General features: G+C 54.0%; 14 protein-coding genes and 1 pseudogene. 7 read left to right on the forward strand and 8 right to left on the reverse strand.

What is annotated here, in order from left to right; translation table 11 throughout:
• Positions 1-90 precede the first annotated feature (90 nt).
• The 4 genes from NTE_RS13675 to NTE_RS13690 form a co-directional block, all read right to left on the reverse strand.
• Positions 91-2,886, reverse strand: coding sequence for a chitobiase/beta-hexosaminidase C-terminal domain-containing protein (locus NTE_RS13675; RefSeq protein WP_148701523.1), 2,796 nt, complete (start codon positions 2,884-2,886; stop codon positions 91-93).
• 298 nt (positions 2,887-3,184) lie between these two features.
• The gene (locus tag NTE_RS13680; protein ID WP_148701524.1) at positions 3,185-4,414 is read right to left on the reverse strand and encodes an AAA family ATPase; all 1,230 of its coding nucleotides are present in this window, start codon (positions 4,412-4,414) and stop codon (positions 3,185-3,187) included.
• 88 nt (positions 4,415-4,502) lie between these two features.
• The gene (locus tag NTE_RS13685) at positions 4,503-5,087 is read right to left on the reverse strand and encodes a hypothetical protein (protein ID WP_148701525.1); all 585 of its coding nucleotides are present in this window, start codon (positions 5,085-5,087) and stop codon (positions 4,503-4,505) included.
• 132 nt (positions 5,088-5,219) lie between these two features.
• Positions 5,220-5,867 (reverse strand): Snf7 family protein, encoded by a 648-nt coding sequence (locus NTE_RS13690; RefSeq protein WP_148701526.1) that lies wholly within the window; start codon positions 5,865-5,867, stop codon positions 5,220-5,222.
• 167 nt (positions 5,868-6,034) lie between these two features.
• On the opposite strand from NTE_RS13690, the gene NTE_RS13695 reads away from it, so the two are divergent.
• The 4 genes from NTE_RS13695 to NTE_RS13710 all read left to right on the forward strand — a co-directional run bounded on the left by NTE_RS13695 (position 6,035) and on the right by NTE_RS13710 (position 11,594).
• Positions 6,035-7,228, forward strand: coding sequence for a TrmB family transcriptional regulator (locus tag NTE_RS13695; protein WP_148701527.1), 1,194 nt, complete (start codon positions 6,035-6,037; stop codon positions 7,226-7,228).
• Between the two features lie 38 nt (positions 7,229-7,266).
• Positions 7,267-7,791, forward strand: coding sequence for a DUF192 domain-containing protein (locus NTE_RS13700; RefSeq protein ID WP_148701528.1), 525 nt, complete (start codon positions 7,267-7,269; stop codon positions 7,789-7,791).
• A gap of 43 nt (positions 7,792-7,834) precedes the next feature.
• On the forward strand, positions 7,835-11,071 hold the full coding sequence (gene ileS, locus NTE_RS13705) for an isoleucine--tRNA ligase (RefSeq protein WP_148701529.1): 3,237 nt from the start codon (positions 7,835-7,837) through the stop codon (positions 11,069-11,071).
• A 187-nt stretch (positions 11,072-11,258) separates the two neighbouring features.
• A complete protein-coding gene (locus NTE_RS13710; protein ID WP_148701530.1) occupies positions 11,259-11,594 on the forward strand; it encodes a hypothetical protein in 336 nt (111 codons plus the stop codon).
• Between the two features lie 24 nt (positions 11,595-11,618).
• Here NTE_RS13710 and NTE_RS13715 read toward each other — a convergent pair whose 3' ends face one another.
• Complete coding sequence (locus NTE_RS13715; RefSeq protein ID WP_148701531.1) at positions 11,619-12,152, reverse strand: hypothetical protein; 534 nt, start codon at positions 12,150-12,152, stop codon at positions 11,619-11,621.
• Between the two features lie 85 nt (positions 12,153-12,237).
• Here NTE_RS13715 and NTE_RS13720 point away from each other — a divergent pair, with 85 nt between their 5' ends.
• Both NTE_RS13720 and NTE_RS16975 read left to right on the forward strand, forming a co-directional pair.
• A complete protein-coding gene (locus NTE_RS13720) occupies positions 12,238-12,672 on the forward strand; it encodes a Rieske (2Fe-2S) protein (RefSeq protein WP_148701532.1) in 435 nt (144 codons plus the stop codon).
• A gap of 61 nt (positions 12,673-12,733) precedes the next feature.
• The gene (locus tag NTE_RS16975) at positions 12,734-12,880 is read left to right on the forward strand and encodes a hypothetical protein (RefSeq protein WP_169736203.1); all 147 of its coding nucleotides are present in this window, start codon (positions 12,734-12,736) and stop codon (positions 12,878-12,880) included.
• A gap of 4 nt (positions 12,881-12,884) precedes the next feature.
• On the opposite strand, the gene NTE_RS13725 is transcribed toward NTE_RS16975, so the two are convergent.
• From NTE_RS13725 to NTE_RS13735, 3 genes and pseudogenes are all read right to left on the reverse strand, one after another.
• On the reverse strand, positions 12,885-13,388 hold the full coding sequence (locus tag NTE_RS13725) for a dual specificity protein phosphatase 23 (RefSeq protein ID WP_148701533.1): 504 nt from the start codon (positions 13,386-13,388) through the stop codon (positions 12,885-12,887).
• An 84-nt stretch (positions 13,389-13,472) separates the two neighbouring features.
• Positions 13,473-14,231: pseudogene (locus NTE_RS13730) on the reverse strand (DUF899 domain-containing protein).
• Complete coding sequence (locus NTE_RS13735; RefSeq protein WP_158385591.1) at positions 14,228-14,374, reverse strand: VOC family protein; 147 nt, start codon at positions 14,372-14,374, stop codon at positions 14,228-14,230. The pseudogene NTE_RS13730 and the gene NTE_RS13735 overlap by 4 nt, the downstream one beginning before the upstream one ends.
• A 96-nt stretch (positions 14,375-14,470) precedes the next feature.
• Here NTE_RS13735 and NTE_RS13740 point away from each other — a divergent pair, with 96 nt between their 5' ends.
• The gene (locus NTE_RS13740; RefSeq protein WP_226987029.1) at positions 14,471-14,653 is read left to right on the forward strand and encodes a TFIIB-type zinc ribbon-containing protein; all 183 of its coding nucleotides are present in this window, start codon (positions 14,471-14,473) and stop codon (positions 14,651-14,653) included.
• Positions 14,654-14,706: the final 53 nt, after the last annotated feature.

The raw sequence follows: 14,706 nt of genomic DNA on the forward strand, positions 1-14,706 counted from the left end.
TATTTTTTGGCCGGCCGCAGATTTCTGACCTATTCAGGGATATTTAGGGAGTATATACATTCTGCTATTTTTTGTCCCGTACCACCTCCCCTATAGTTGCGGCGTCGCCACCGCCGCAGTAGTAGCAGGTCCTGTCACAGAGATTCTGGAGGTGCCCACCTCAGACAGCGCGACAGGAGACCCGCTCAACTGATCCCATACAAAGACCTTGACGACATAGTCGCCCGGCTCGTCAGGTGTCCAGGATCTGGTCGCTATTTCTGTCTGTCCAGTGTCCACGGCTCCAGTCTGCCAGTCGATCTTGATAGTGACGCCGTCCTTTTCAACCTGGGTTATGTAGACATAGTTCTGCGGGTTGTTCTGGTAGTTCTTGAAGGTGGCATAGATGTCCAGTTGCTGTCCCGCCGTGGCCGATGTGAGCACGACGTTGCTGTTCTGCGGATTGACAACACCAAAGTTGACGAACTTGATCTTGTCCAGCGGGTATTGCACAAAGTGCGAGTCTGGGTAGGTGTAGACTCCGCCGCCTATGATGACGCTGCCGCCAGAGTTTCCTCCGCCACCACCACCGCCACCGCCGCCTCCTCCACCTCCCCCGCCGCCACCTCCGCCGCCGCTGCTTGGGATGGTGATGACATAGCTCTCTGTAACAACAGGGCCAAGGTTGCCGACGCTGTCTTTGGCGACGAACTTGAGTGTCGTAGTTGATCCTATTGATATCGCCGTGACATACTCTGTGTTGGCTGTTGTAGGTGTAGAGCCGTCGGTGGTGTAGTAGATCTTGGTGTTATTGGTCTCGCTCGGCGCAAGGATGACGGACTGGGCTGTAGCATAGGTTCCGCCGACAGGTGCAGCTGACACTGTTGGAGCCGTAGTGTCAATGATGTACGACAGGGTTGTGACGTTGCCAAGTTTGTCTTGCGGGTCGACCAGAACGACCTTCAGGTCAGTGCTCTTAGATATTTGTATTGGCCCGCTATAGGTGGTACTGTTTTTGGTTGGTGTCGAGCCGTTGGTAGTGTAGTGGATTGTCGAGCCCTCCTGTAATGACGTCAGCTTGACGGTTTGCGGAGCGTTGTACGCTCCAGCTTTTGGCAACGGTAGCACTGGTGAAGGGGCGACTATGGTGACTGTCTGGTTCCACGTTGCAACGTTTTTAGAGGCATCAGTTGCATTCCAATGGACAATCGTGACTCCCACACGGAAGCCAGAGCCTTCTGAACCGCCAGGTGCATCGTTGACAATGACGGGGTTTTGGTCAGTATCGTCAGTGGCTTTGACAGTGCCTACTCCAAGCTCACCCGGCGAAATAGGGGTCAGTATACCCGTGGCTTCCTTTTGAATGTCTTGAGGAGGAATTGTGAACACTGGAGCTTTGGTATCAACTGTGCCGCCAAGAGTTACGGTGACAAGGGAATAATCCCATAGGAAATTACCCCAAAAGTCGGTAGCTCTGGCAGTAACGTTGTAGGCGGCAGGCTTGGTGATGGGCAGTTCAAAAGACCAGGTGGTCCAGTTTCCAGGAGCGCCAGGAGTGGCCGTTTTATAGGCAGTACCATTGGTCCTCACCTCAACTATTTTTATTCCAGTTTCACTATCCCTCGCTTGCCCCTTTACTGGTATGTTTACCCCGGTTAAAGGTCCACCCACATGACTGTTCTTCTGGGGCTCGGTGATAGCAATTGTGGGCCTGACATTATCGGCAGTTGCGCGGACTGTTACGTACTGAAATGCTTGAACCGAATTGCCGGATTTATCAGTCGCCGTCCAAGTTACTTTGGTGGTTCCTTGTGGAAATCCCTCTGGCGGTACGTCTTTCGTAACATTAGGATTAGGATCCGAATTGTCTGATACTGAATAAACTCCAAGATCGTCTATCTGGGTACGCGAGCTATTTGAAACTCTATGTATATCTTGAGGAGGCGTAAGAACAGGCGGAACGCTGTCAATTACTGGAGGTGGAGGGAGATTGAGAACCTCTGAGAAGGTCTTTGTAGTGTAACCATAGGCCTTGACAGTATCAAGGATTGTGTTCAGGTCGGCAATTTCCGCGCTGTTAACTTGAGGCGGCTTGAGTGGAACTTGGTTTGCATCCTTTGCTGCAAAGTCCTGTGGGTGAAGGGTCACGACGGCATATCCGTATGAGGAAATCGTGCTGTTAATTCTGCTAAGGATTGTGTTTACTGAATTCTTGACGCCTTCTGGAGTTTCATAATTGTAAAAGCCGATTGTTTCTGGAAGGTGGTATATGCCTCGCGAGTCCGTGATGTTAGAGCCGGGTATCGCCCTGTACACCTTGTTGCTTTCGCTGTCTGGGTTATCGGGGTCGTATATGCCTGGAAGCTCTTGGTCAAATTCTGCGCTTAGTACCTTCATTTTGAGGCTCTTGAGCGCGTCGAGAGTAGCGTTATTGTAGGCATTGTATGGTGCAATGAAGGTTACTGGACTTGTACCCCAGAGCGTGACCATTTTTTCGTTTGCTTGCTGTAACGTAGAGTTCTGCTCTTGGAAAGTCATTTTTGAATGGTCGACGTGGTTCCACGCGTGGCTTGCGATCTCAAAGTTGCCGCTTCGAGCACCGTCTCTCACCTTGTTTATCACCGACGTGTCGGTTCCGATAAAGTTCATTATGACGCCAACAGTCAGCTTTTCATTCTTGGCGATAAACTGGTCCATGACTGCATTCTGGACAGTGTTAAGCCAGCTGTCCTGTATGTCGTCAAGTCTAAAAATAACACAGTTGCACGCACCCGGGATTGGGGCGGCGTATGCACGGATGGGGGCTGAAGCCACGACGTTAAGAACTAGCACCAAGGCGGCTATCACTGCGGTGATCCTGGCCAGGGTGCTGGCTCTGCCGTAGCCAGACAGATGTTGAAAGGTCATATAACAATGCTCTAATAATTTTGTATATAGGTAGCAGGCTCATTCTCCTACTGATTTTTGATTGTTTAAAGTGGCAAAACAGCGTCCAAAACATGTTTTTCAGGCAACCAATCGCGGTTAATCGACTGCAAAATCCAGCAAAAGATGAACCTAGATAAATCTAGGCTGGAAATTTAGAATATCGCTATAGAGCCGGACAAATGACGAATTGCGAGCTCTTGTGCAGAGCTATAGATATCTTATAGAAGATACCTCTATTCTTAAGCTGTCATAAAAAGAATGAAAAAAGGAAAAAGAGCTAGAGCGCCTTGAACTGGTCGCTCCACCTCATGTACGCCCTTATCATGTCGACGCTGACTGAAGGCTTGCGGATCTTTAGTATCTCGCGGAAATCGGTGGTGCCGACGGGCCTTGGGTTTGCGTTGGCTTCCATTGCCTTTCCGCTTTCAAACAGCTCGTTGACGACGCGCAGCTGTACCGACTGGCAGATGTCCTTGATGTCGCTTGCGCTGTAGCCGTCCGTGATTTTCGCAAGCTCGTCGATTTTGAGCGCGCTTTCGGTGTTGAGCGGGCGGGTGTACTGGTTGAACAGGTTGGTGCGAGAAGCGTTGTCCGGCAGTGTGACGTAAATCCTCTTTTGGAACCTGCGCAGAAATCCCGCTTCAAGGCTCCACGGCTTGTTGGTCGCGCCGATGACATAGAGCTGCGACTCTTTTGACTTGCCATTTATGCCGTCCATCTCTGTCAGGAACTGGTTCTTTACCCTCACCTCGCCTCCGACTTCGCTGTTGCGCTGTCCCAAGAGCGAGTCGATTTCGTCTATGAACAAGAGCACGGGCACGCCCTCGCTTTCGTTGAGCTTGCGCGCCATAGTGAATAGTTTTGAAATGTTCTTTTCTGCCTCGCCCAGCCACTTGCTCATCATCGACGCCGCGTCGACGTTGATGAAGTAGCCGTCAATCTCTGCCGCAGCGGCCGCTGCAAGCAGCGTTTTTCCGCACCCCGGCGGCCCGTACAGCAGTATCCCGCGTGGCCACCCAAGCGGGAACAGGTCCGGCCTCTTCATCGGGTAAACGATGGACTCGCGAATAGCCCTCTTGGCGTCGTCAAGGCCGATGACTTCGTCCCAGCTCACCTTGGGCTTGTCCTTCATTACAAGGTCGTCAAAGTCGGCCTTTAGCGTCTCTACGTTGCCGGACTTGCTTCCGCTGCCGCCAGATGGTGCGCTTCCCTTGCCGTTGCCGTTTGCCGGCTCGACTCTGTTGTCTTCAATCGGGGTTGGCCTGTCGTCGTCAAGCCCGTGCGACATCTGGAGTGCCTTTATCCGGTTCTGGTACGCGTTTGCCCGTTCCATGTAGACCTTGTTCAACTTGTAATCCGGGTAGATCTGTACGAGCTTGACTAGTGCCTCAATTGCCCTCTGGTATGACTGGATAGCCATGCCTCTTGAGCCCTGAGAGTCAAGCCTGATCGCCTCGGCTGCATACTTGCTAGCGCTATTTTCAAGTTCTTGGGGTGCGAGACTCATAATTGCAGTTCCAGATGAAAATTGGTTATCGATTTGAATTACCTAGGTGTAAATCTATCTTTGCTTGCAGTGTGAAAAGTTTACACCATCAGGCCAGCTCGGCCTCGGCTTTTTGCTGCCTTGTCTCGACAATCGGAGCGTCTGCAGCGGCCTTTGGCTCTGCAGCGACAGATTCTTGCGGCTGTACGGATGGCGATTGTAATGGTGGCGCCTGCGCAACTGCCGCCGTCGCCTCGGCAAGGATGTTGTTCTGCACCTCGATTTGCGCCGGCTCGGGGTCGGGCATGTACAGGCCGCAGGACGATATCTTGGATATGGCGTCGTGCATCTCGGCAAGCGCGTTTTCTGCCAGCGGCACCAGGTGCTCAAAGTCGCTCTTTATCGCGTTTACCGACTCGGCGGCGCCGTTGATTATCATGACAAATTCTTCCAAAAAGCGCGCGGCCTCCATCTTGCCGGACAGTTCGCTCAGCACAAGCTCGCCGTTTTTTACCAGCTCAAGGACTCGGGCTAGCTCCTTGTACTCGTCGCCGTCTCCCTGCGATTTCAGTATAAAGTCGGCCCGCGACTCTATCCTGCTGCGCAGCACGCTCATTGCGTAGGCGTTGCGCTCCAGGTTTGCGAGAGCTACAGTGGCCCTTTCCCTAAGGGTAGAGTCCTTGCGAAACAGCAAATGTATACACGAGTTCTGGTCAAAAGCGACGAAAAGGCAAAGGGTCAAAAGATGTTGGGCATTCTGTTCGCCCGGGGTGACCCCGGGCAAAACAGAGTAGGGCTGCCTAGCCGACGACAGCCACGAAGTCAGCTAGGCAACCTTTGTGGGTACCATCGGAAGATCGGGGATTCCGGGGAGCTCCTCCTTCATCTTGTGTTCTACGGTGCTTGATGCTTCGTCGACAAGCCTCACGGCTTCTTCGTTTGCAGTCTCAAAGTTGATAGTGTAACCGCCCACCTGGCCGGCGTCCACCAGTATCCCGCTCAACAGTTCCGAGATTATGCCCAGCTCCTCTTCCATCTCGGGCACAAAGGGCACAAGAGACGACCTCACGTTTTTCACCACCGCCATCGCAGGGCTCAATACTATGACAAGGTCGCCAAAGTCCGACACGGACGACAGCCGGCCGTGGATTTTTTCAAGCGCCACCTTGGCTATCGAGACGACGCGGCTTACCTGCCTTGCCTTTGCCAGCTCGGCAGAAAGCACGGTCGAGTACTGGGCGTTGCTCTCCTTTATCGAGGCCATGAGCTTGCGAAACGTCTCGTCGTCGCGCACCTTCAAGGACGACTGGAGTTCGTCAAGCTGGGCTATCTGGTTCTCTATCCTCTTTTGCACCGCTTCAAGCCGGGGCCTCAGGGGACCTCCCGGCTTTGGCGAAGCCGCTGCTGCTACGGATGAGGAATCGTCGGTAGAAGTAACTACTGATTCGGATTTGACCCACTTTGACATCGTCATTTTGCAACGGCTTTGCTTCCGGGGATGGCGATAATACGCCCGGTGTGCCGGAAAGTTTTGTCACCGCGGTGACGCGATTTCGCGGTAACAGCTTGGCATTTTTTTGACTTTTGACACAATATGTTTGACCCACCGTTTTACCTTGGCAACGGGCAAGTCTACCCCGGATGCACCATCAGGATAACATTTCTTCTTCTCCAGCTTCAGGCGACCTGCCGGCGAGCCTTGAAGAGTTTGGGCTGTCAAAGTATGAAGCGCGCGCCTACCTTACGATGATAGGCAAGGGATCGCTTGCGGCAAGCGACCTTGCGTATTATGCCAACCTGCCAAGGACCAAGGTGTACCAGACGGTGAAAAAACTAGAGAAAAAGAGGCTGGCGGTGGTGTCAAAGCAAAAGCCGCTGATCTGCAGCGCAATCCCGCCGGAAGAGGCGTTTGGCGAGATTGTCAACCTGCACGAGCGCAGGGTAAAGAACATGCGCAAGATAGTCGAGCGCCTGCAAAAGCTGAGCGACGAGGGGCAGAGGCCCAAGGGCTCCGAAGAAAGGAGGTACTTTATACTCGATCCTGATTCTGCACTGTCAAAGATATCAAGCTTGGTTGCAAACGCAAGGTCGTCGATAACGGCGACTTTGGACCCGTGGGGGCTGCGGCTGCTTGCGCAGTGCAGGGGGCAGCTGATAAAGGCGGAGACAAACGGGGCGCGCATCCGGCTGATAGTCGGCGCGCAGTGCCTTGGAAGCGAGAGCCTGTCACTGCTTCCTGACGGGATAGAGCTGAAGATGGCAGGCGGCAGTGCCTCGTCAAACCTCATGATAATCGACATGACCCACATGGTCTCTGTCGACCCCAGCAACGGCAAGGCCGCGCTCTTTGCGTCCCTCGACGCGTACGGCGCGATGCAGGCCAAGAGCTTTGAGGAAGCGTGGTCAAAAGCAGGCGAGGCCAAGCACGCGCTGGAGGCCCAGCCGGCGCTTGCCGCAAAGGCGATAGAGCTTGCAAGGGCAGTGGAAAACGGCCTTGCCGCGCACATGCTGGAATACGCCATGAACAGCGAGGACCCCGCCGGCGAGCTTGTCGAAGTGATGGAGAGAAAATACGGGCTCAAGGTGGGGACGATGAGCGCGCCAGAGATCCTCGACCTTGTCGATTCTGCGCTAAAGATAAGCTGCCTTGGCTGGTTAAAACATGACAAGAGCAACAACATCGTCAGCCTCCAGTCCAAGGCGGAAGGCAAGCACGTCCTGCCCTGGGCAGTGGTGCTGGCATCCTACTTCAAGCGCTCAGGCAACGAGCCAAAGATAATGCAGAGCAAGCAGAGCCCGCAGCTGGTGCACGTCAGGCTGGCAAGGCCGATATAACATAGCATAAATAGCAAAAGCGCCAATTGCTTTTCGTCGTGCAGGCAACAAGACTTGCGATAGCTATCGGAGCGGCGGCAGCCGCCGGGGCAATCGCTTTTGCTGTCTTGTACTTTACGCCGGCGCTGCGAATGGTCGAGGGCACGCCAGACAACATCTCGGCAGTTGCAGGGGCTGGCCTGCCGGGGTACAACCACACCGTGGTGTCGATAGCCGACGCCCGCATCCTTGCCGACATTGCCGACACGCCTGACAAAAAGACAAAAGGGCTTGCGGTGAGGAGCAACATGACAGAGGGAGAGGGAATGCTGTTTCTGTTTGACAACGACTATCCCCACCCGTTCTGGATGAACGGCATGAAGTTCCCGATAGACATAATCTGGCTTGACAGCAACAAGACGGTGGTGCACATCGAGCATTCGCTGCCCCCGTGCCCGAACCAATTTGACTGCCCAAACCACCAGCCCGACCATAATGCAAGATACGTGCTTGAAACCGTCGCCGGGTTTTCAGAGCGGCACGGCGTAAAGGACGGGACGCAGGCGCAGTTTAGCTTGAACTAAAGATATAAACGGGTCGCGCCCTCCGCCTCTCTCGTACACGCACATGGAATTCAATTCTCGTTTTGACGCAAAGGCTGTCGAAAACGAGGTTCGCACTCATCTCGATAGTCTCGACCTGAGGGCCATGCTTGAAAACGAGCTTGCCGGCAAGCCCCTTGTAGGCTACATAGAGGGCCCGCCCACCATGAACGGCGAGCCGCACGCAGGGCACCTGCGAGGGCGAGTCATCAAGGATTTGTGGTATCGCTTTAACACGCTGCGCAAGAACAAGGTGATATTCCGCGCAGGGTGGGACACTCAGGGCCTGCCAGTTGAGCTGGCGGCTGAAAAAGAGCTGGGGCTGACTGGAAGCAAGGCTGAAAACGTCAGCAAGGTAGGAGTCGAAAAAATCGTCGAAACCTGCAAGAAACTTATCCACACGTACAACGAAAAGTGGCGGGCGATGGACGCGCTGCTCGGCATGTCGTTCAACTATGAAAAGGCGTACTGGACGTACAAGGACGAATACATAGAGCGCGAGTGGCAATTCCTGAAAAAAGCATGGGAGACCGGCGTCCTAAAAGAGTGGTTCCGGGTAGTCGCGTACTGCCCTTCGTGCCAGACTTCGCTTTCAAACGCCGAGGTGAACCAGGGCTACGAGACCGTGGAAGACCCGTCATTTTACTACAAGGTGAAACTTGCTGACGAGGACGCCTTTCTCATCGTATGGACCACGATGCCCTTTACAATAGTGACGGACGAGATGGTGGGCACAAACCCCAAGGCCGACTACTCGTATGTCTGGGTCACAAAAGACACGAGCGAAGGGGGCGAGCGCTGGGTCGTAGGCTCTGACAGGCTTGCGGAACTGATGAAGGAGCTGCGCATCGAAGACTACAAAGTTGAAAAGACTGTCAAGGGAAGCGAGCTTGACGGCAGGCGCTACGTCCACCCACTTCTGGACATGATACCGGGCCTTGACGAGCTTGCCAGGACAGGCTCGATACACTTTGTGGTGGCAGAGGATTTCGTCGACACTGCGACCGGAAGCGGCCTTGTTCACCTGTCGCCGGCAAACGGAGAAGAGGACTTTGAAATCGCAACCAAACGCAACGTCCCGATATTCGTGCCAATAGACGACAGGGTGGTGTTCACGGAAAAGGCCGGCGCGTTTGGCGGCATGTTTGTGCGCGACGCAGACATGAAGGTGTTTGAGGCCATGAAGGCCAAAGGCGCGTCTGTCAAGATGGGCAAGCTAAAGCACCAGTACCCGACGTGCTGGCGCTCGCACCACAAGGTGGTGTGGCTTGCAAGGCGAGAGTATTTCTACATCCTGAGCAACCTTGGCGACAGGCCGCTTGAAGCCGCGCAAAAGGTGGACTACTTTTTCGACCAGCCAAAGAACAGGTTCGTAGAGATTATCCGCGAGCAGCATCCTTGGTGCATATCCCGCGAAAGGGTGTGGGGCACTCCACTGCCGATATGGGCGTGCGGCAAGTGCGGCCACAAAGAGCCCCTGTTCTCAAGGGCAGACATCGTGAAAAAGGCGGCAGAACTGCCGGACGGCGCCGAGTTTGAGCTGCACAGGCCTTGGATAGACCGGATCAAGGTAAAATGCGAAAAATGCGGCGCAGAGATGCAGCGCGAGCCGTTTGTGCTTGACACGTGGCACAATTCCGGCGCCGCCCCGTACGCGTCGCTGACCGACGAAGAATACAGGGACCTGATACCGGCGGCGTTTTTGACAGAAGGCATCGACCAGACTAGGGGATGGGCGTACACGCTCCTCATGGAAAACGTCATCATGCAGGGCGCCGCCCCGTACCGCTCGTTTCTTTTCCAGGGCCACGTGCTTGACGAAAAGGGCAACAAGATGAGCAAGAGCCTTGGAAACGTCATTGAAGCCCGCAAGCTGTTGTCGGAAAACCCTGTCGACCTCATCAGGCTGTACTTCATGTGGAAGTCGTCGCCCATCGAAGCGCTGAATTTCAGCCTCGACGAGATGAAGACAAGGACGTACCAGATACTGAGCACGCTCCACAACCTGCACGTCTACTTCCGGCAGAACAGCGAGTTCGATCATTTCGACAGGGAAAAGCACACCGTCGAGTGGGCGCTTGAAAACAACCTCCTTGCGCCGACGGAGGTGTGGCTGTTGTCAAAGATGCAGGGGCTGATAGCAGAAGTTACAGCCGCGTTTGAGCGCTGCAGGTTCCACGAAGGCGCCAAGGCCATCGACGAGTTTATCATCAACCACCTCAGCCAGACCTATGTTCCATTGACAAGGAACGTCATATGGGACGACAGCGCCGAGAACCTCGACAAGCGCCTTGCAGTGTACGCGACGCTGGGCCACGTGCTCTTGCAGATAGACATCATGCTGCATCCGCTGTCGCCGTTCATCAGCGACTACATGTATCTTTCATGCTTGGTTGGAAGGAAAAAGAGCGTGCTCTTAGAGACGTGGCCTGTACGCGACGAGCGGCTGGCAAACACCAAGGTGGAAGGCGCCTTTGACATGATAAAAGAAGTCGTGTCGACGGCAAACGCGGCAAGAAACCTTGCCAGCCTAAAGAGGCGGTGGCCAATCCGCGACGCGATAATTTGCGGCACGCACACAGAGTTGAAACCATTGGAGGTTGAAGGCGTGTCAGAGTCTTTGAAATCGCAGTTGAACACCGAGCAGTACAGGATGGTCCAGATAAACGCAGGGTCGCAGCTTGACAAAGTGTCCAGCCTGCTTGAAAACAACCTGCCCATAACGGTCAGTGTTTCGCTTGTAAGAAAGAGCGTGGCGCCCCGCGTAAAAGCAGACATCAATTCCGTCTTGCAGGCATTTGAAAAAATCGACAAGCTGGCACTGATAAGAGAGCTGAAATCGTCCGGCAAGTTCGTGCTTGCGTACAACGATGGAAAAACGACAGAGATCCTGCCGTCAGACGTTGACGTTGCGTACAAGGCGCAGGAAGGCTACTCATCTTCAGAGCGCGCAAATCTTGTCGTGTTCATTTCGACAAAGAGGGACAAAGAGCTGATTGCAAAGGGGCTGCTTCGCGACCTGGCGCGAAACCTCCAGCAGCTGCGCAAAGAGCGTCAATACAATCCAACAGACATCCTGTCAGCCGCGTACGTCGCCGGCCTTGACGACGAAGAAGAGACTGCCGCGTTGTCGGCCATGAAAGACGAAATGACTTACCTCGTGCGCGTCAAGGCTGCAGTGCTGTCAAAAGAGCCCCTTGACAAGGTCAGCTACAAGCAGGTGGAAATAGACGGCCGCGAATTTCAGATCTCGGTCGAATGATAATTTTTTACCAAATGGTACGCATTTTTGCTGCTATACTGTAATATCGAACAACCGGTTTTCTGTTGGCATCGGGGGCAGGTAGCACATTCTAGACGTACTGATAAGTAAAGACTTTTGTTTACACGCAGGTCAATGTTTCTTGCCATACTGCCTTTTCTAGATATTTTCGCCCAGATATCTGCAATTGACCAAGAAGCAGGTGACTCTTGATAGCTGGGTCACGGAAAGGTTGCGTGACCGGCTGAGGAGGGCGTCCATAATTGCCACGAGGACGGGCAAGCCTGTGGTGCTGTACAGGCACACCGTAGAGGAGATGGACCAGTCTGCAGAGGAAGAAATCGCAACTGTAAACGAGCAGTACGTCGTGGTGCAAGTCATTACGCACGGCGGCTTTATACCGCCAAATTTCCAGCAGCAATACGTCTTTACGTTTGAGCAGTTTCCCGAGTACATCATGAAGAGGAGCAACGAGCTTTTGGCCCTGTGCCTTGACAGCCTCGACCAGGAAATAGTCGACTAGCTTCTTGTGTAAGCAATTTGTTGGTCAAGGGATGGAAAACTCAAACACGACTGAATTCTCTGTCACGTGAAATCTGGGCATGATGTTTATGGCGCTCTTTAGTCCTTGCGCGCCCAGGTGGGCCAGATAGAGCGACCATTTTCTTCCCAGCTCATGGTGTACTACGAATGTATAGTTTTTCCCGTCAGACCCTATCTCGTACGTCCCAAATCCGGCGTATCTTGAGAACAATGAAAACTGCGATATAAAGGCGTCAAGGCTGGTTTTCTTGAAGACAAACATCATCAGCTCCTTTGGCTGCCGGGAGCCAATTTCCTCTGCCATTTTCTTGACAGTTTCATCGTCGAGCGCGTCAAGTATCAGTTTAAAGCCGTTTCTTGGCAGGCAGATGAATCCAAACGAGTCTGCGTACCTGTCCCACTCGGCGTACCGGGTTATTATCGAGGAGATGAGCGAATTGACCGTAGTCCTTTTTTCTTCTGCGTCTTTTTGAAGGACGCTGTCGAGATTGCTCTGCAGTCGGATTGTCCGTATGGTAGTTTTTTGTCGGGCCTTCATAATAAGAATACAATGTACTACAATGTAATATTTGAGAATTTTTGTAGACGTCCTCGATATAGCCTCGCCTTGAGTAAAAGTCAACATGAAAGAAGAAGCAAGCGTTCAGGGAAAATCAGTCGAGGTTGCAAGGATGCAAGAGATACCGGCAGGAAAGATAAAGCACGTCGAGGTTGATGGAAAAGAGATAGCGGTTGCCAACATTGACGGAAAATACTATGCCTTTGACGACAGGTGCGGCCACAGCAGCGCACGGCTTTCGATGGGGACGATAAATGGAAATGTCGTAACGTGCCCCTTCCACGGGGCGCAGTTTGACTGCACGACCGGAAGAAAAGTCAGGGATGCAAATACGGTTGCGCCGCCGACAGACGGGCTTCCAGACGTCTGGAAGAAGAACGTGGAGTATGCCTACAACATCCTATCGTACATAAAGACGTACGACCAGAAAACGTACGGCGTCACGGTCGAAGGAGACAGGATAAAGGTCAGCCTTTTGCCAGCGGCTGTTTCCCGGTGAACATACCGGGAGCCGCCGTTGGAAACACCTTTTAATGCCCCCATTCGTTTAGAATAACGAAATGGCCAAGTATGACGGCATAAAGGGTCAGGAGCTCCTCGATGTAGAGGAAACCAAGAACGAGATCACGCTGATATTCAAGGACAACAGGTACCTGTTTGTCAAGATCCAGAACGGGCAGCTTGTGATAGACTCGGTGCCCGAGTAAATCATCATTTTTTGCTTTTCAGGTATTTTTCGTACATCTGTATCGCCCATTCCTGCACGTCTGATTGGATTGAGCCGGGGCGCATTGCGCGGATCTTGTCTATTGACTCTTGCGAGCTCAATCCTTCCTTCTTTACAAGGTATGCCGCCAAGATGACGCCGGTCCTCCCCTTTCCTGCCGCGCAGTGGACCATGACCGGCCTGCCCTTTGCAACCTGGCCGTCGATAAACTCGACTGCGCGGTCAATGTCTTCTAGTTCGGGCGCGGCAAAGTCATCCACTTCTAAATGTAAATAGTCGACGCTCCCGTTGACCCATTCTTCCGGCAGCGGCCCTTCCCTCACTGTCACTATTGCAGATATCCCCTGGCTGCACGCCCAGTCAAACTCGGCTTTTGTGACTGGCATTCCAGAGCCGGCGAGCTTGCCCTCAAGCACCCACCCAAAGTTGGACGGCCTGTCGGAAGTAAGGCCACGCACTCTGCGGTACGCGTCACCCAGCTTCGTCAACGGCTGGAAATCAGCGATGGCAACTTATAATCATATCAGCCTGGGTACGCCTCCTCCAGTCCCACAGTTGCGCCACGACATCGCTCAGCCCTTGTACTCGTCGTGGCGGCGCCACCAGATGCCCGTCTCGTTGCGCCCCTTGGGGGGCGCGGTCGAGCCACTGGTACATGCCCCAGAGGCAGTCCAGTCCGCGCGCATAGGTGGAATACGTGTGGTAGACGACGTCGTCCTCGAGCGCGAACGCGCTCATGCCAGGCCTCTCGCGTATATACGTGGCCACGTCGGTTCCGGCCATGGCCGCGATCTGGGCGACGGGCCCCTCGCCGCCACTCTCCTGACCTTCGCGCCACTGCCACGCCTCCTCGCGCTGGTAGTTGTATTCGATGCCTCCCTCGCGCTGTTGCTCCTCGGTGAACCAGACGTTGAAGTCGAAGTTAAAGTCGCTGCCGAACGAGGACGCCCAGGGAAACGTCCACCCCATCCGCCGCCTGTACGCCTGCAGCTTCGCAAGAGGCGCCCGCGACACCGCCCAGAGCATTACGTCATGGTTGGCCAGGTGCATGGCAAACCCGTTGAAGCCGTCCGCTATGGCCGAGCAGGACGGGCAGCCGGCGGCGTAGTCGGGCCCGAACATGAAGTGATAGACTAGGAGCTGCGAGCGCCCTCGGAAGAGGTCCGCAAGCGAGGCGCTCCCCTCGTCGGTCTCGAATCGATACTCCTTGTCGACCCGGACCCACGGCAGCGCCTGGCGTCGCTGCGCCGCGTTAGCTCCTTCTCCGCCTTGAGCAGCTCGAGCCGCGCTGTGAGCCACTCTTCGCGTGTCCCGGTCATGTGCTTTGTCATAGCTCTTGTCCCCTTCTTTCGTTTGTCCTTAATCGTTCGTTCCCTTCTGTCCCGCGTTCGATCAACATGTAGAACTTGGCTGCCTCTTCTTCTGCCTGCCCGTCGAACCACAGGCACGGGGCGATTTTCTGGATTACTGCCATATGCATCCTACCGCAGATTTTGCATAAAAGGCGTTACTCCTCAAAGGACGCATATATATCCACAAGACAGATATTCGCCGGCCACAAAGACAGGCTGTGCTGGAAGCAAAGTGCCCCAAGTGCGGCAAGAGAGCGCAGGTCGATGACGACATGGCAAACGTCAGGTGCGATTTCTGCGGCTACTCAGCCACATACGACGAATACATCGAGCTTATGAAAGGCAAGGCCGTGACGATGGCCGACGATTACCAGATGAACTGGGACAGAAACCCGTTCTAGCTACCATGTCAGACCTTTCTCGCTGCAGTCCATTTCCATTCCGCAATTTGGGC

The organism is Candidatus Nitrososphaera evergladensis SR1, from assembly GCF_000730285.1.
Lineage (GTDB): Archaea > Thermoproteota > Nitrososphaeria > Nitrososphaerales > Nitrososphaeraceae > Nitrososphaera > Nitrososphaera evergladensis.